12 protein-coding genes and 2 pseudogenes are annotated in these 16,692 nt (G+C 40.8%); 7 read left to right on the plus strand and 7 right to left on the minus strand.

Annotated features, from left to right (window positions below):
* Positions 1-57: 57 nt before the first annotated feature.
* Positions 58-948 carry a hypothetical protein gene (locus FD723_RS36530; protein WP_179070092.1) on the minus strand — a complete coding sequence of 297 codons (891 nt, stop codon included), beginning with the start codon at positions 946-948 and terminating at the stop codon, positions 58-60.
* Between the two features lie 166 nt (positions 949-1,114).
* Between FD723_RS36530 and FD723_RS36535 the strand changes: the two genes are divergently transcribed.
* The 7 genes from FD723_RS36535 to FD723_RS36565 all read left to right on the plus strand — a co-directional run bounded on the left by FD723_RS36535 (position 1,115) and on the right by FD723_RS36565 (position 9,308).
* A complete protein-coding gene (locus FD723_RS36535; protein WP_100903382.1) occupies positions 1,115-1,294 on the plus strand; it encodes a hypothetical protein in 180 nt (59 codons plus the stop codon).
* A 183-nt stretch (positions 1,295-1,477) separates the two neighbouring features.
* Complete coding sequence (locus FD723_RS36540; RefSeq protein ID WP_179070093.1) at positions 1,478-2,395, plus strand: hypothetical protein; 918 nt, start codon at positions 1,478-1,480, stop codon at positions 2,393-2,395.
* 24 nt (positions 2,396-2,419) lie between these two features.
* Positions 2,420-2,668 carry a hypothetical protein gene (locus FD723_RS36545; RefSeq protein ID WP_179070094.1) on the plus strand — a complete coding sequence of 83 codons (249 nt, stop codon included), beginning with the start codon at positions 2,420-2,422 and terminating at the stop codon, positions 2,666-2,668.
* Positions 2,669-2,733: 65 nt separating this feature from the next.
* Positions 2,734-3,808 (plus strand): IS630 family transposase gene (locus FD723_RS36550; RefSeq protein WP_179070095.1). Its coding sequence is split into 2 segments (ribosomal slippage): positions 2,734-3,216 and positions 3,218-3,808, totalling 1,074 coding nucleotides; the frame shifts between segments, so codons are not numbered across the junction.
* A gap of 45 nt (positions 3,809-3,853) precedes the next feature.
* Positions 3,854-7,345 carry a CHAT domain-containing protein gene (locus tag FD723_RS36555; RefSeq protein ID WP_179070096.1) on the plus strand — a complete coding sequence of 1,164 codons (3,492 nt, stop codon included), beginning with the start codon at positions 3,854-3,856 and terminating at the stop codon, positions 7,343-7,345.
* An 81-nt stretch (positions 7,346-7,426) separates the two neighbouring features.
* Positions 7,427-7,762 (plus strand): hypothetical protein, encoded by a 336-nt coding sequence (locus tag FD723_RS36560; protein WP_179070097.1) that lies wholly within the window; start codon positions 7,427-7,429, stop codon positions 7,760-7,762.
* A gap of 22 nt (positions 7,763-7,784) precedes the next feature.
* On the plus strand, positions 7,785-9,308 hold the full coding sequence (locus tag FD723_RS36565; protein ID WP_179070098.1) for a hypothetical protein: 1,524 nt from the start codon (positions 7,785-7,787) through the stop codon (positions 9,306-9,308).
* Positions 9,309-9,414: 106 nt separating this feature from the next.
* On the opposite strand, the gene FD723_RS36570 is transcribed toward FD723_RS36565, so the two are convergent.
* The 6 genes and pseudogenes from FD723_RS36570 to FD723_RS36595 form a co-directional block, all read right to left on the minus strand.
* Positions 9,415-9,606 carry a hypothetical protein gene (locus tag FD723_RS36570; protein ID WP_179070099.1) on the minus strand — a complete coding sequence of 64 codons (192 nt, stop codon included), beginning with the start codon at positions 9,604-9,606 and terminating at the stop codon, positions 9,415-9,417.
* A 56-nt stretch (positions 9,607-9,662) separates the two neighbouring features.
* Entirely contained in the window at positions 9,663-11,057 is a 1,395-nt protein-coding gene (locus tag FD723_RS36575; protein ID WP_179070100.1) for an IS110 family transposase, read from the minus strand.
* Between the two features lie 264 nt (positions 11,058-11,321).
* A pseudogene (locus tag FD723_RS36580) lies at positions 11,322-12,719 on the minus strand (IS110 family transposase).
* Between the two features lie 383 nt (positions 12,720-13,102).
* The gene (locus tag FD723_RS36585) at positions 13,103-13,294 is read right to left on the minus strand and encodes a hypothetical protein (RefSeq protein WP_179070099.1); all 192 of its coding nucleotides are present in this window, start codon (positions 13,292-13,294) and stop codon (positions 13,103-13,105) included.
* A gap of 79 nt (positions 13,295-13,373) precedes the next feature.
* Positions 13,374-14,747, minus strand: a pseudogene (locus FD723_RS36590) (IS110 family transposase).
* Positions 14,748-15,057: 310 nt separating this feature from the next.
* On the minus strand, positions 15,058-16,431 hold the full coding sequence (locus tag FD723_RS36595; RefSeq protein WP_179070101.1) for an IS110 family transposase: 1,374 nt from the start codon (positions 16,429-16,431) through the stop codon (positions 15,058-15,060).
* Positions 16,432-16,692 lie beyond the last annotated feature (261 nt).

A 16,692-nucleotide genomic window follows, 5' to 3' on the forward strand; every position in this document is an offset into this window, starting at 1 on the left:
GAAGAAATTTACCTTTCCCCTTTACCCTTTAACCTTTTCCCAGGCGAAGCCCAAGACTTACGCTGTGACTAACTCCGTTCTCTCCAGCAGCCGTTGCAATTTATCGCCAGTTAGCTGTTCTAACGGTTGGTCTAAAATATATTCATCAAAGATGGATTTACCATCAGTAGACACATCCACCATCGACAGCGATAGCACAGCATCAAGCACCGAGTTAGAATACTGCTGCTGGACTGAATAACGCCTCTTCACCCACCAGTTCCCGTTAGTGCATCCGACTTGCCCCAGTTTCACGCCGTTGTTGTTGTAAATGCCATTATCGAGAATTTCAAACCCGTACTTCTCGCACTCGTTGAAGATATGCGCCATGATTAGGTTTTCAGTAGAAGAGGAAGGCATGGGGGCAGAGGCGCAGAGGGGCAGAGGAGAAAGTTGTTGTAGGTTTTTCCCCTCTGCACCCCTGCTCCCCTGCACCTCTGCTTTCTCCTGCACAGGTAATGAGCCGTCTTTATAGTGAGTGCAGATGAAGCGATCGCAACGCATTAGAGTGTTGGCACGAAATACTTCTTTATCGTTGACCATTACTACCCAGCGTTGCGTTAAGTGGTTGTTGTCATGGCTGATACTGGCTACCAGTTTGTCATCAGCGTAATATTCGTGATGGTCAAACGAGATTTCAACTATTGTGAGGGGTTCAGGAGCGATCGCTTGGGCTTGGTCGGCGATGTAGTTGTCGAGTTCGGCTTGAGCGAGGGCTTGTTCGTTGGGGGCAGCAGGGGCGAGTTTCTGAATCTTGCTTGCCTGATAGTTAACAATGGCGGAAATCCAGGCATCCTTACAGCGTTTATCGCTTACTTTGGCTGTGCAGGCGATTTCGCTGTAGATTTGCTTGAGACGGGCAATGGATTTCAGTTGCAGCTGTTGTTGGCTGTAGATAATGTGGGTCATAATGAATCAGTTCCTAACGGGACAGAAAGCGCTTCAGATTGACCGTCGGTAGCGCTTTCTTTATTCACATGGTAGCACTACTTTAATGCTACTGCAACATCTTTTTACTTCAAAGTAGCGTTACCCTCGTGCTACAATGGAGGAAGTATAGTTTTGGAGTAGTGCTATGGTGTTGTCGGTGGTTACAGCCAAAAAGCGAATATCGCTTTACTTGGACGAAGCATTAAAGTCTGACTTAGAACGGCTAGCTAAGATTAGGAAGCGTTCTCTGTCAAATTTAATAGAAGTCCTTTGCGAAGAAGAGTTGGAGCGTGCCAGGAATAATGGAGAGTTAAAGGATGCTTGATCTCAAGCCATTAACTTACGCGCTATTTTCAGTGACTCTACAGAAGCGATCGCTTAGGGGTTCAGTTGAGGTTCTGGCGATAGAAGCTGAAATTAGCCACTCTTAAGCGTTTGTAGCCCTGACTACAGCCGCCATAATGAGAGTGAGCCAGTCTGAGCAAATACCCTTAAGAAGGGTGAAATCATGGCTAAACCATCCTCAAAGCCCAAAAAATCCACCATCTCTTCATCTACTGACAGCACATCACCAGATAATCTTGCTCAAGAAGAAGACACAGCTACAGCAACAATTACCGTTACTGCTGTTGAAATTCCCGAATTAACCGAGCAGGAAATTAGCGATCGCCTGCACTTGGAAAGGAAAGTGGAAAGAGCGTTTTTTGAGGCAGGGAAGGCGCTGACGGAATTACGCGATCGCAGATTATATCGCTCCACGCACAAAACCTTTGATGAATACTGTTTAGACAGGTTTGGCTACAATCGTTCCCGTTCTTACCAGCTAGTTGATGCGGCAGTTGTTGTGGACAACTTGCAAAAATGTCCACAAATTGTGGACATTTTGCCGACAGCAGAAGGGCAAGTTCGACCAATGACCAAGCTTGAACCCCAGGAACAGCAGGAGGCATGGCTAAAAGCAGTAGAACTTGCTAGTGGGAAAGTGCCCACAGGTAGAATCGTCAAAGATGTTGTGCAACGCATCATGGAAAGGACGAAAATACCCAATACCTACCAAATCGGCGAAGTCTGCCAAATTTTAGCCAAGGACAACCCGGAACTCAGGGGCAAAGGCGGATGTTGGGCAATTGTCAACTATGTGGGCGAATTTAGTTGTACTGTCAAAATCTGGGATAGTGAGTACACGGTTGGCTTGCAACACCTGAAGTCCTACAGTTACTTGCCTGCTGAATGTGAGCAGATTAAACAAATCAGCGATCGCATCAGTCGGGTGTATTCCGATTCTCTAGAAGATACAGTCAAAAATCTGTTGCAGTCGTTGGGGAAGTTGAATCGACCTTATCTTACGGTAGTGGAGGAGAAGTTGTTGAGTTTACTTGAACAGGAGTACGGCATCGTAGATGAGATACCGCGTAATTTTCAATAAACCAAGAATGAGGAGAAAACAGTAATGCAAAGTATCAAGCTATTTTCTCATGTAGGATCTGATGGCATTATGCACCTTGATATTCCCGTTGGCATCACAGACAAAGAAGTGGAAGTTATGGTAATTTATCAGCAAATAGAACCATCCGCCGCCAAAAAAACCGAAGAATTGGGATGTCCACCAGGATTTTTTGAGCAGACTTACGGCAGTTTTCAAGACGATCCAATGGTTATCGATTATGAAGGTGATTTTGAAATAAGGGAAGAGATATAGCAATCCTATTTGATTTACAAACTTATGGTAATTTTATACTAAAGCACTGATGACAGATTATACCGATGAAGAACTTTTTATTAGAACAACAAGAAAAATCAGACAGAATAGCAATCTTAACAGAGTTTATTCACAGTCATCCAGAAGCCAGGGAACTTAAACGGGCAATAGCAGTAAAAATGGCGTTACAGGGTGAACCATACTCTAAGTTTACTAAACTTTTGGGAATGAATAAGTCTTGTATTACAAATTGGAAACAAAGATTTGAAGCTCAAGGACTAGACGGTATCAAGCTAGGTTATAAAGGTGCTAAGAGTTATTTAACAACAGAACAACACACAGAAATTATCACCTGGTTGAGAGTCAAAGATTATTGCAATATAGATGAATTAGTCAGTTATTTAGATGAGAATTATGGTGTGATTTATCAATCCAAACAAAGCTACTATGAACTCCTATCATCAGCTCATATTAGTTGGAAGAAATCTCAGAAAATCAACCCGAATTTCAATCCAGATTTGGTCAAAATCAAAAGGGAAGAAATCATAATTTTTTTTGACTGAAAACAAAGCTGAGATTGAATCAGGGCAACTAGTTGTCTTTTTTCTAGATGAGTGCCACTTCCTCGCAAATGATGTCTGTGGATATGTTTGGGGTAAAACAGATATTAGAATTGAGATTCCTATCAAAAATGTTAAAGACAAACAAACTTATTTCGGAGCATTAGATTATCAAACACAAGAGTTTATCGTTCAAGAGTATCCAGCAGGAAATTCATCAAGTACAGTAGATTTCATTAAGTATCTACAAAATCAACGTCCAGGAAAAAGAATTGCTTTAATTTGGGATGGAGCTAGTTATCATAGATCGGACGAGGTTAAAAAGTTTTTGGCATCTGTTAACGAGGGCGCTACTTCTTCATCGGAGTGGCAAATTACTTGTATTCGATTTGCACCCAATGCACCCGAACAAAACCCAGTAGAAGATGTTTGGTTACAAGCCAAAAACTTTTTGAGGAAGTTTTGGCCTGTTTGCAAATCTTTTTCTGTTGTCAAATGGCTATTTAAGTTCTTTACCAATTACCAAGAATTTGACTTTCCCAAGCTGCATCAGTATGAACCCTGTTCGGATCTCAAATAGGATTGCTATATGCCTTATTCGTAACTCATTTAGGATTGCTATAAAATGTTTAATTTTTGGATTAGTGAGATTTTAATATATATCGCTTGGGTTATTAGTAATTTTAGCAACCTGATTTGCCAGTTTCCTTTGGGCAATAAAGCCAGTAATATTGAAATTGCTATAACTTGCTATAAAATTGCTTTAAGTATTTATATTTATATTGATCCTCCATATTGGGCAATGACGCAGGTTAATTTGGGAGAAGCCTATCGACGTAGAATTAAGGGAGATAACTCAGATAACTTAGAACAGGCAATCGCAACTTGCACAGAGGCACTCGAAATCCTTACTAGAAAAGATTTTCCTCAATATTGGGCAATGGCACACAATAACCGAGGGAATGCTTACGCACAAAGAGTCAGAGGAGATAAGGCAGAGAACTTAGAACAGGCGATTACAGCTTACACAAATGCGCTAGAAATCCTTACTAGAAAAGATTTTCCTCAATATTGGTCAAGGATGCAATATAGTCTAGGTCTTGCTTACTCAAAAAGAATCAACGGGGATAAGACTGAGAATTTAGAACAGGCGATTACAGCTTACACAAATGCGTTAGAAATCCTTACTAGAAAAAATTTTCCCCAAGAATGGGTAATGATTCAAGCTAATCTGGGAAATGCTTACGCACAAAGAGTTAGGGGAAATAAGGCAGAGAATCTAGAACAGGCGATTACAGCTTACACAAATGCGTTAGAAATCCTTACTAGAAAAAATTTTCCCCAAGAATGGGTAATGATTCAAGCTAATCTGGGAAATGCTTACGCACAAAGAGTTAGGGGAAATAAGGCAGAGAATTTAGAACAGGCGATTACAGCTTGTACAGCAGCACTTGAAATCTTGAATCGAGAAGATTTTTCCAAAGAATGGGTAATGATTCAAGCTATTCTGGGGGAAACTTACCGAAATAGAATTAGAGGAGACAAGGCAGAGAATCTAGAACAGGCGATTACAGCTTGTAAAAAAGCGCAACTAATCTACATCCGAGACAATTTCCCCCAAGAATGGGCAATGGTTCAAGCTAATCTGGGAAATGCTTACGTACAAAGAATCAGCGGAAATAAGGCAGCGAACTTAGAACAGGCAATTACAGCTCATACGGAGGCACTCGAAATCTACACTAGAGCAGGTTTTCCTCAACAATGGGCAATGATTCAGATTAGTCTAGGAGACGCTTACCGAAGTAGAATCAGAGGAGATAAGGCAGCGAATTTAGAACAGGCGATTACAGCTTGTACAGCAGCACTCGAAATCTGTACTAGAGAAGATTTTCCCCAAGAATGGGCAATGATTCAACTTAATCTGGGTATTGTTTACTACAAGAGAATTAGAGGAGATAAAGCAGAGAACTTAGAACAGGCGATCACAGCTTGCACGGAGGCACTCAAAATCTATACTAAAGCAGATTTTCCTCAAGAATGGGTGAAGACCCAAAATAATTTGGGTCTTGTTTACTCAGAAAGAATTAGGGAAGATAAGGCAGAGAACTTAGAACAGGCAATTATAACTTACACAGTAGCACTCGAAGTCTGCACTAGAGCAAGTTTTCCCCAAGAATGGGCAATGATTCAACTTAATCTGGGTATTGTTTACTACAAAAGAATTAGAGGAGATAAGGCAGAGAACTTAGAACAGGCGATTATAGCTTACACAGCAGCACTCGAAATCTTTACTAGAGCAGATGCTCCCCAAGCTTGGGCAAGCATACAAAATAATCTAGGAGAAGCTTACCGAGATAGAATCAGGGGAGATAAGGCAGCAAATTTAGAACAAGCAATCGCAGCTTGCACAGCAGGACTCGAAATCTACAACCAAGTAGACTTTCCTGAAGAGAATGTTCATATCTTATATAATCTTGGTCTTGTCTATCAAAAGACGCAACAACTTAACCTAGCTTACACTAGCTTTGCAGCAGCAATAGAAACAGTCGAAGGTTTACGAGAAGAAATTGTTTCTGGGGATGACACAAAACGCAAACAAGCTGAAGAATGGAATAGAATTTATATAGGAATAGTAGAAGTTTGTATAGAATCTGGCAATATTACTCAAGCTGTTGAATATGTTGAACGTAGTAAAACCCGTAATTTAGTTGAAAGTATTCTTAATAAAGATTTTAAAACGATTTTCCCTTTGGAAGTTGTTATACAATTAGAACAAATTCGGGATGAAATCACTATTAGTCAGTATAACATTCAGAATGGCAGAGCTAATGATCCTAAGATTTTAAGCGAGAATCTTCAAAAATTGCGACGGCAGCGCAATGATTTACAAAACAAATATCTGCCTGTTGGTTATAGTTTTAAACTTGACTCATTTCTTAAAACTTTAGATGCCAAAACAGCAGTTATACAATGGTATTTAACGCCTAAAAAAATTATTGCTTTTGTTATCAAATCTCAAGGGCAAGAAATTAATGTTTGGCAATCCCAACTAGAAGATAGACAAAATCTAAGTAAATTTGTAAGTAAATATTTACAAAATTATTTTTATACAAAAGATAAGTGGCATACTCAGCTAGATGAAGAAATCAAAAAATTATCATCTCTTCTATACATTGATGAAATATTAGATAAGTTCCTCAAAAATTGCGATCAACTCATATTAATTCCACATCTATTTTTACATTTATTTCCCCTTCATGCAATTCCAAAAATAAGCCAAGATTCTCAAGATTCGCCTTGTATTCAGGATTTATTTGTTGGTGGCGTGAGTTATGCACCCAGTTGTCAACTACTGCAATTATTACAAAAGCGGCAACGTCATGATTTTCAATCCTTGTTTGTGATTCAAAACCCCACAGAAGACCTTATTTATACCGACTTAGAAGTAGACAATATTTTAAATTTCTTCTCCTCTCATCAGTTATTTTCCTACAAACAAGCTACAAAAGCGACACTACTTCAACAAATATCACAGCTAAAGAAGGCAAACTGTTTACATTTTTCTTGTCACGGTTCATTTAACTTTAACTCACCCCAAGATTCTTGCTTAAAGCTGGCAGGGAGTGTGGATGAAAATGGTTGCTTAGATTTAAGTCAATGCCTAACCTTAGATAATTTATTTGAACAAGATTTTCAGCTAGATAATTGTCGTCTTGTCATCCTATCCGCTTGTGAAACAGGCTTAATTGATTTCACAAACAGAAGTGATGAATACATCAGTTTGACTAGTGGATTTCTCTATGCTGGTAGCACCAGTGTAGTGAGTAGTCTGTGGACAGTAAATGATTTCTCCACTGCATTTTTGATGATTAAATTCTTGCAAAATCTCAAAGCTGCTATGGCTGATAATGGAAATTTTTCAGTAGGAGTCGAACTCCAAAAAGCACAGATTTGGCTACGAGATGCGACTACAGCCGAATTACAGGCATGGGTAAGTAAACTACAATTAACACCAGAGCAAGCTGAAAATATAGAGTCAAGCCTAGACTGGTTTGATTCTGATGAGCAACCATTTGAAAATCCCTATTGGTGGGCAGCCTTTTGTGCTATTGGTTAAGTAAATTTGTGTCACTCAATCCTACTAAAACAGGGATATCACCAGTAAATTATTAACCCAAAATCTTAAATCGAAAATCCTATGACCTCAGATCTCCTACTCCAAGCACTTCCCGTTCTTCTTGAAACTAAACCCGAACTATTTTCTCCTAATGACCTTCAAGATTTGCTGCAAAATCTAGCACCTTTGGAGAATAGCCCCCCAGAAAACGCTGATGAAATTCTTAGAAAATGGTGTAAAGCACGACGATCTATCCGCGATGCACTGAGAAACTTAGCAAACGATCGCGCAGAAGTAAAAAAGGTCAAACCTTCCGAACCCAATGATGCAAAGCGCACTACTAACTTCTTCCAAGAATTAAGCCAACAGGTAAAAGATAAACTCGAACAACAAAACCAGAGTCAAAATAAACAATAACTATCAAACCCGGCTAACAAAAATGTCTGCCAAAATCTATGCTCCCAATGTCTATTTGTTTGCCTTTCATTTAAAAGACAGCAATCAACCTAACTTACTCTGGGATAAATGCAATCATATTCTCTCTCAAAAATGTGGTGTCACCAAGCTACTGGAAATAGAAGAACATGATGGATATCGAGTTGACCTACTGAAAGATAAAACTGACGATGATGTATCTCTCCAATTTGAGAGTACAGTACACCAAAACGGTACACCATTACCCATTGCTGGATTTGTCACTCCTCTCCGCATTCATGATACCTATGTCCTGAATTTAAACTTGCGTCATCCCGAATTTGACGAAAACGATAAAAAGACAAACCCTGTAGACTTAAGCTTTTTAGAACTTCTCAACCCTTATGGGCGTTTAATGCCCAATGAAATCGGTGGTTCCCTCGGTCAAACTATACTTTTGACTGTTTGGTATACACCAGAAAATCAATGGTTGCCTTGGAAATCACCGCAAAATCGTCAACAATTAAGAAAATTAGCAGATAATTGTTTAAGAGAATTTATTCCCAATAATTACCCTTGCCCAGACTTTAACCAAGAAGGTCAACTATTCGAGAGTCCTATTTTTGAATATGGCGTTCCTACCCTGGAAAAAGATTACTGCCATGTACTTGTTTGGGTATATTGCGAATCAGAAACAAGTGAAATATTTGTCAATTACTATAATAAGTTTGTCAATTTATTTTGTTATTTCAACAAAACAGTTGCTGCCTATCATTGCAGTCGGAAAGTTTATCAGGTGATTCGGAAAGATTATCAAAGTAATCAAGCGTATATTGAAAAAATATTCAGAGAAATACCTATTGATAAAACTCTTAAGGAAGCAGAATTAAAGCAATTCAAGCAATACCTGAAAGATATACCTCAAAAATATTTATCATTCTCGGAATTAATTAGTGAACTAGATAACTATCATTTAACAATTGAAATTAATGCCCAAAACTATAGGCGAGAAATTGGGGATATTCAAAGCCGACTTCCAGGCGAAAACCTTAGCTTTCTCTCCCGCTTTGTTGATGAAGAATGTCGTCTTTTCATCGAACAAATTCAATTTGACTTAGCATACTCCCAAAAGGGAGCCACTTTACTCGAAAAAGCAATGACAGCCATCCAGGGACGGGTGGAAATTGAACAAGCCGAGAGCGATCGCACTACCCAAGACCTTCTCCGCCAAAAAGAAGAAAGCGATCAAGTGCGGGATCGCAATTTACAAACCATGATCGCTATATTGGGTGTCGGCTTAAGTGCTGCGGGAATTGGTTCTAGCACCGCACCCTACATAATTCCTCAACAACAGCCACCAACACCAATACATCTGCCTTTTACTACGTCTCAACCGCATCCCTTTGTTCTATCAGTATTGTTAAGTCTGCTTTTTGGCGTTGCAGGAGCATTTGTTGGTTGGGGGTTAAGTTCTTTGTTTCAAGTGATCGCTACACGTAGATTTAAGGCTATTCAAGCTAGTCGTAACCAGCCAAACAGTATTAACTAACCCTCTTCTGAGAAACTCTTTACTCCACACTTAGAGCCTGGAAATACTAAAAATAGTAAAGATTTATGCGATGTGGAAATTTACATACATCAAAGTTGCCTAGACTTCAGATGAATTCTAGGGCCAAATAATGATGATAACCCTGACCTGGGCCGGTCTTATTAGATAATCTTCTGAACGGGATAGTAGCAAAAGCCACTTCACCAATATAGTAACCATAAAAGCCCAGAACCACGCTTTCAAGCAGGCTTAAAAGCACTACTGAGGATTCGGTTTTAGCTGTCAGGGTACTTTCCATTATAAAAGTTTCTCTACATCAGTAACGGGTGGCGATCGCCGCCAGTGGAGCTGCTTTCAAGAAACACATTGCGTTGAGTCAGAAATAGGGATAAGTTCCAAACCAAAAGCCTGAGCTTTTTGCTGAAGGTGTTTGAGAATCAGTTCCTGGTATTTTTGCTCATAGTAGTCCATACCAGGATCAGAATATTGCCCAGCAGTGATCCACATCCGGTAAAATAAACGAGCCAGTTTGTGAGCAGTAGCAGTAATGGCTTTGGGTGCGCCCAAGCGAGAACGTAAACGGCGATAAAACCCACCCAACGCAGAACGACTGTGAGTCAGAGAAAAAGCAGCCATGCGGAAAGCATTGGCAGCACGATTGACAACAGTACGAGTTTTAGAGCTTTTAACCTTACCACCAGTCACTTTTTGACCAGGACATAAACCCAACCAAGATGTGAAGTGTTTAACTGTGGGAAAGCGTTTTGGGTCTAATCCCACTTCAGATAAAATGGTTTGAACAGTTAAAGCATCAAGACCATTAATCAGTGTAAAGTCTACTCCTGCCATCCGATAAAGATACTTATGCAAGTCAAAATTTGGGTGATTTGCAGTCGGTTTTTTCCGACGTTTTTTTGGCGTTGTTGGCGGTTCATCTAAAGTCTGAGGTTGAAAAGATGCTAAACATTTTTCAATTTCAGCGTCAATAGCACTAATCTGTTGTTGGTAAACCTCATATAAGGTTAATTCTTGCTGGAGGACAAATAAATGTTCACGACGATAATCACCAGTTAATGCCTTAGCAATATCTGCTGTGCTGCTTTTGATGCGTGGATCTTTGAGTGTGGCTAAAACTTGTGGGTCTTGTTCGCCAGCGACGATGGCTTTAATAATCTTCATTCCGGTCAAACCCGTGACATCACTGATGACTTTGTGAAGATGTAAATTCATCTGGATAAGTGCTTTTTGCATCCGTTGTACATGGGTACTAGCACTCTTGATTAAGCTGTCTCGCTGACGGATATAACTGCGTAGCACACAAACTTGGTCTTGTGGGCGGAAAGAACCAGACAGTAGTCCATAAGTATGTAACTTTTGTAACCACTGGCAGTCTAACACATCTGTTTTGCGACCAGGTACTGTTTTTACGTGATGAGCATTGACTAATTTGACCTCAAAACCCTTGGCTTCTAAGATTTGAAACACTGGAATCCAATAAACTCCTGTGGCTTCCATTGCTACTGTATCTACACGGCATTCTATTAACCAATCGACCATTGCAATTAAATCAGGGGTAAAACATCCGAATCTGCGAACATTTTTGTCAGTTCTATCTGCGGGTACACAAACCCAATGTTCTCCACCACCAAGGTCTATTCCTGCTGCATTTTGGTTAATTTCTTCTAACGTTGATGATACTTTTTCCGTAAGTACAGGCTGGTTATGACCTTGATTTGGTGGCAATTTCATAGCTGCAACTCTGATATGCTTATTATGGATAAGTCCTGACCTGGGGATGGATTTATAGATAATCTTTCAAACGGGATAGGAAACTTTTCCTTCACCAATGTCATAGCCATAAAGCCCCAGAACCATGCTCCTAATCAGGCTCAACACACTATTGTGGGTTCGGTTTTAACTGTCAGGATAATTATCAATGTACCCGTTGATTAGTCGCCTCAAAATAGTTTCTTTCATTCATAGCGGGTGGCAGCGCCGCCAGTGCGGTTGCTCCTAAGAAACAGTATTTGCTTGGGGCTGAGGAGTAAGCTCAAAACCTAAAGCTAGAGCCTTTTTCTGGAGGTTATTGATGACTCGTTCTTGGTAACGTTGCTCATAATAATCCATGCCAATATCTTGATAGTTACCTCCTGTTGTCCAAAGTCGGTAGAAAATTCGTGCCAACTTATGAGCAGTAGCAGTGATAGCTTTAGGTGTACCCAGGCGAGAACGTAAGCGACGATAAAAAGCACAATCATGCAGAATTGCTCTTGCCAGCTGTTTGTGCAGCCATTCGGAAAGCATTGGTAGCAGGGTTAACTACCAAGCGAGTTCGAGAACTTTTAACTTTACCACCAGTGATGCGATTGCAAGGGCAAAGACCAAGCCAAGAAGTAAAATGTTTAACAGTTGGGAATCGGCTAGGATCTAAACCAACCTCAGAAATAATGGTTTGTACGGTAAGGATACCAAGACCATCAATGGCAGTGAAATCTACGCCACTAATTCGGTAAAGATGGGTACGTAAATCACGCATCGGGTTCATTGCCTTGAGGTTTATTGCGAGGATGTTTTGGTTGCGGAAGCGGAGATTCATCAAGATTAACTTTGTCATTAAATTGAGCCAAGCACTCCTGTATTTGGCGGTCGCAGTCCGCTATCTGAGTTTGATAAACATCGTAAAGTTGTAGTTCTTGTTGGAGTACAAAGACATGCTCACTGCGATAATCACCATTCAGGGCGGCGGCAATTTCTGCTTCTGAGCGTTTAGCGCGGTGATGCTTTTTAGCTGCCAAAATTTGTGGATTTCTTTCTCCTTCAACAATAGCTCGAATAATTGCCATACCAGTAGTACCAGTGATATCGCTAACAACTTTATGCAGTTGCACGTTCATCTGGGTTAAAGCTTTTTGCATCCGTTGAATGTGAACACAAGCACTTTTGATGAGACTATCTCGGTGGCGGATATAACTCCGTAATACACAAATTTGGTCTTCTGGGCGAAAAGAACCAGACAACAATCCGTAACTATGTAATTGTTGCAACCATTGACAGTCTAAAATATCAGTTTTACGTCCAGGCAATGTTTTAACGTGATGGGCGTTAACAAGTTTAACTTCAAAGCCCCTTGTCTCCAAGATTTGAAACAACGCAATCCAATATACCCCCGTTGATTCCATTGCTACAGTTTTCACTCCACAAAGAGCTAACCAATCAGCTAGAGCATACAGGTCAGCAGTGTAACAGCCAAAACGTCTGACACTTTCGGAGGCTCTCTCTTTTGGAACGCTCACAAGCGTGAAATTCTGAACCGATATCAATACCCGCTGCATTTGGGTTGATTGGTCTTAAGTCAGAAGTTTTATTTGTTCTTGGTTGATGTAAACGGGATTTGGACTTTGGTGTTTTCATCATCAAAGGCTTCCTCACGAATGCGGAGTCATACTAGCAATTGGAGGTGTGTCCTGACCTGGGTTGACGGATGAATACAGTCTCCTAAACGGGATAATGGCAGCAACCATTTCACCAATCTTATAACCGTCTCAACCCAGAACCAAGCTTCTGTACGGGCGATTTTGCACCATTGGGGGATCGGTCAAAACTTTCAGGACACAATAAAAGTGTAATTTTTTTTGGTGCATCTTAATTTTGTTTCTTCCATCCATAACGGAAGCGATAGCGTCCGTAAACAGCTTCTGAGAAACTCTTTACTCCACACTTAGAGCCTGGAAATACTAAAAATAGTAAAGATTTATGCGATGTGGAAATTTACATACATCAAAGTTGCCTAGACTTCAGATGAATTCTAGGGCCAAATAATGATGATAACCCTGACCTGGGCCGGTCTTATTAGATAATCTTCTGAACGGGATAGTAGCAAAAGCCACTTCACCAATATAGTAACCATAAAAGCCCAGAACCACGCTTTCAAGCAGGCTTAAAAGCACTACTGAGGATTCGGTTTTAGCTGTCAGGGTACTTTCCATTATAAAAGTTTCTCTACATCAGTAACGGGTGGCGATCGCCGCCAGTGGAGCTGCTTTCAAGAAACACTTAACGTAAAGCTTATGTAGAAAGGGTTTGATAAAATGAAGCTTCCTCCTTATCTTGAGATTTGGGGATAAGTTGAAGACCAAAAGCTTGAGCTTTCTTCTGAAGATTTTTGAGGATCAGATCCTGGTATTTTTGCTCATAGTAGTCCATACCAGGATCAGTATATCGTCCAGCAGTTGTCCAAATTTGATAGAACAAACGAGCCAGCTTGTGTGCAGTAGCAGTTATTGCTTTGGGTGCGCCCAAGCGAGAACGTAAACGGCGATAAAATGCACCCAGAGCAGAACGGCTGTGAGTCAGAGAAAAAGCCGCCATACGAAAAGCATTTGCAGCACGATTGACAACAGTACGAGTTTGAGAGCTTTTGACCTTACCGCCAGTCACTTTTTGACCAGGACATAAACCCAACCAAGAGGTGAAATGTTTAACGCTGGGAAAACGTTTTGGGTTTAATCCCACCTCAGATAAAATGGTCTGAACAGTTAAAGCATCAAGACCATCAATCAGTGTAAAATCTACTCCTGCCATCCGATAAAGATACTTATGTAAATCAAAATCGGGATGATTTGCAGTCGGTTTTTTTCTGCGTTTTCTCTCGGTTGTTGGCGGTTCATCTAAAGTCTTAGGTTCAAAAGTTGCTAAACATTGTTCAATTTGTGCGTCCACAGCAGTAATCTGTTGTTGATAAACCTCATACAAGAGTAATTCTTGTTGGAGAACAAATAAATGTTCACGCCGGTAATCACCAGTTAAAGATGCAGCAATATCTGCTGTGCTGCTTTTGATATGTGGGTCTTTGAGTTTGGCTAAAATTTGTGGGTCTTGTTCACCAGCAACGATTGCTTTTATAATCTTCATTCCGGTCAAACCAGTCACATCGCTGATGACTTTGTGGAGATGTAAATTCATCTAGATGAGTGCTTTTTGCATCCGTTGTACATGGGTACTAGCACTCTTGATTAAGGTGTCTCGCTGACGGATATAACTGCGTAGCACACAAACTTGATCTTCTGGGCGAAAAGAACCAGACAGTAGTCCATACGTATGTAACTTTTGTAACCACTGGCAATCTAACACATCTGTTTTGCGCCCAGGGACTGTTTTAACGTGATGAGCATTGACTAATTTGACCTCAAAACCCTTGGCTTCTAATATCTGAAACACTGGAATCCAATAAACTCTTGTGGCTTCCATTGCCACTGTATCTATGTGGCATTCCATTAACCAATCGGCCATTGCAATTAAATCAGGGGTAAAACATCCGAATCGGCGAACATTTTTATCTGCCCTATCAGTGGGGACACAAACCCAATGTTCTCCACTACCAAGGTCTATTCCTGCTGCGTTCTGGTTAATTTCTTCTAAAGTGGATAATACTTTTTCCACAGGGACAGGCTGGTTATTCCCTTGAAGGAGTGGCAATTTCATGGCTGCAACTCTCATCTGCTTATTATGAATATGTCCTGACGAAAGGGATGTACTCATAGATAATCTTTCAAACGGGATAGGAAACGCAAGTCCTTCACCAATGTCATAGCCATAATGCCCCAGAACCATGCTCCTAATCAGGCTCAACACACTATTGTGGGTTCGGTTTTAACTGTCAGGATAATTATTAATATACCCGTTCATTAGTCGCCTCAAAATAGTTTCTTTCATTCATAGCGGGTCGCGATCGCCGCCAGTGGGGCTGCTTCTAAGAAACCAGATTTTCTGAGGACTGAGGAATCAACTCAAAACCAAAAGCCTGGGCTTTTTTGTGGAGATTATTAACCATTCGCTCACGATAATGTTGCTCATAATAATCCATACCAGGATCGGTATAATCTCCTCCGGTTGTCCAAAGTCTGTAAAAAATCCGGGCAATCTTATGAGCGGTAGCAGTAATAGCTTTAGGAGAGCCAAGTCGAGAACGTAAGCGACGATAAAACGCACCCAAAGCAGAATTACTTTTTCCAGCAGTTTGTGCTGCCATGCGGAAAGCATTGGCTGCACGGTTGACGACTGGACGAGTCTGAGAACTTTTAATTTTGCCACCAGTAATGCGACTGCCAGGACAAAGGCCAAGCCAAGAGGTAAAATGTTTAACTGTAGGGAATCGACTGGGATCTAAACCAACCTCTGATAGGATTATTTGTACTGTCAGGACACCAAGACCGTCAACACGAGTAAAATCTACTCCACTCATGCGGTAAAGATGAGTACGCAAATCAAATGCAGGTTCATTACCTTGAGGTTTATGGCGAGTATGCTTTGGTGGAGAAAGGGGCAACTGGGAAATATCAATTTTGTCGTTAAATTGACTTAAGCATTTCTCAATGTGGCGGTCACATTCAGCGATTTGGGATTGGTAGACATCATAGAGATGTAACTCTTGTTGCAAGACAAACAAATGTTCTTTTCGGTAATCACCATTAAGCGCAGCTGCAATCTCTGCTTCACTACGTTTGACGCGATGATGTTTTTTAGCTGCAAGAACTTTTGGATCATGTTCACCAGCGACGATAGCTCGTATGATTGCCATACCTGTAGTGCCTGTAATATCGCTAACAGCTTGATGCAGTTGTATGTTCATTTGAGTTAAAGCTTTCTGCATCCGTTGGATATGTACACTGGCACTTCTGATGAGACTATCGCGTTGGCGAATGTAGCTACGCAAAACACAAATTTCATCTTCCGGGCGAAAAGAACCTGACAACAATCCATAACTGTGCAACTGTTGCAGCCATTGACAGTCTAAAACATCTGTTTTGCGACCAGGTAGAGTTTTGACGTGGTGAGCATTGACCAGCTTGACCTCAAAGCCACGAGTCTCCAAAATTTGAAACAACGGAATCCAGTACACACCTGTTGATTCCATTGCCACAGTCTCAACCCCAGACTCAGTTAACCAATCTGCGATCCCGTACAAATCAGCCGTATAACAACCAAAACGTCTCACACATTCGTTGGCACGTCCTGATGGCACACATACCCAATGATTTTGGGCACCAATATCAATACCAGCAGCATTTGGGTGAATCGGATCTAGTTTAGATGCTTGATTGGGAGATTGCCGTTTTTTCGCCATTTTGGTTCTCCTAGTCTCAAATTTTTGCAAAATTGAGAGTGTGCCCTGACCCAGGTTGACGGAATTATACAGTCTTCTAAACGGGATAGCGTCTAAGCGCTTCACCAATGTCATTGCCGTCACAACCTAGAACCACGCTTGTGTACGGGCGAAGAACACCATTGAGGGAGCGGTCTTAACTGTCAAGACACAATTTTAATATAAACTTTTTTCGGAGATATCTATTGGTTTCTTTCATCCATTGCGGACATAGCCTCCGTC

The sequence above is a fragment of the Nostoc sp. C052 genome (assembly GCF_013393905.1).
Taxonomy (GTDB): Bacteria; Cyanobacteriota; Cyanobacteriia; order Cyanobacteriales; family Nostocaceae; genus Nostoc.

Excerpts from the sequence above, each read along its gene's own strand:
- FD723_RS36530 (WP_179070092.1), bottom strand. The coding sequence starts at position 948 with ATGACCCACATTATCTACAGCCAACAACAGCTGCAACTGAAATCCATT.
- FD723_RS36535 (WP_100903382.1), top strand. The coding sequence starts at position 1,115 with ATGGTGTTGTCGGTGGTTACAGCCAAAAAGCGAATATCGCTTTACTTG.
- FD723_RS36540 (WP_179070093.1), top strand. The coding sequence starts at position 1,478 with ATGGCTAAACCATCCTCAAAGCCCAAAAAATCCACCATCTCTTCATCT.
- FD723_RS36545 (WP_179070094.1), top strand. The coding sequence starts at position 2,420 with ATGCAAAGTATCAAGCTATTTTCTCATGTAGGATCTGATGGCATTATG.
- FD723_RS36555 (WP_179070096.1), top strand. The coding sequence starts at position 3,854 with ATGTTTAATTTTTGGATTAGTGAGATTTTAATATATATCGCTTGGGTT.
- FD723_RS36560 (WP_179070097.1), top strand. The coding sequence starts at position 7,427 with ATGACCTCAGATCTCCTACTCCAAGCACTTCCCGTTCTTCTTGAAACT.
- FD723_RS36565 (WP_179070098.1), top strand. The coding sequence starts at position 7,785 with ATGTCTGCCAAAATCTATGCTCCCAATGTCTATTTGTTTGCCTTTCAT.
- FD723_RS36570 (WP_179070099.1), bottom strand. The coding sequence starts at position 9,606 with ATGGAAAGTACCCTGACAGCTAAAACCGAATCCTCAGTAGTGCTTTTA.
- FD723_RS36575 (WP_179070100.1), bottom strand. The coding sequence starts at position 11,057 with ATGAAATTGCCACCAAATCAAGGTCATAACCAGCCTGTACTTACGGAA.
- FD723_RS36585 (WP_179070099.1), bottom strand. The coding sequence starts at position 13,294 with ATGGAAAGTACCCTGACAGCTAAAACCGAATCCTCAGTAGTGCTTTTA.
- FD723_RS36595 (WP_179070101.1), bottom strand. The coding sequence starts at position 16,431 with ATGGCGAAAAAACGGCAATCTCCCAATCAAGCATCTAAACTAGATCCG.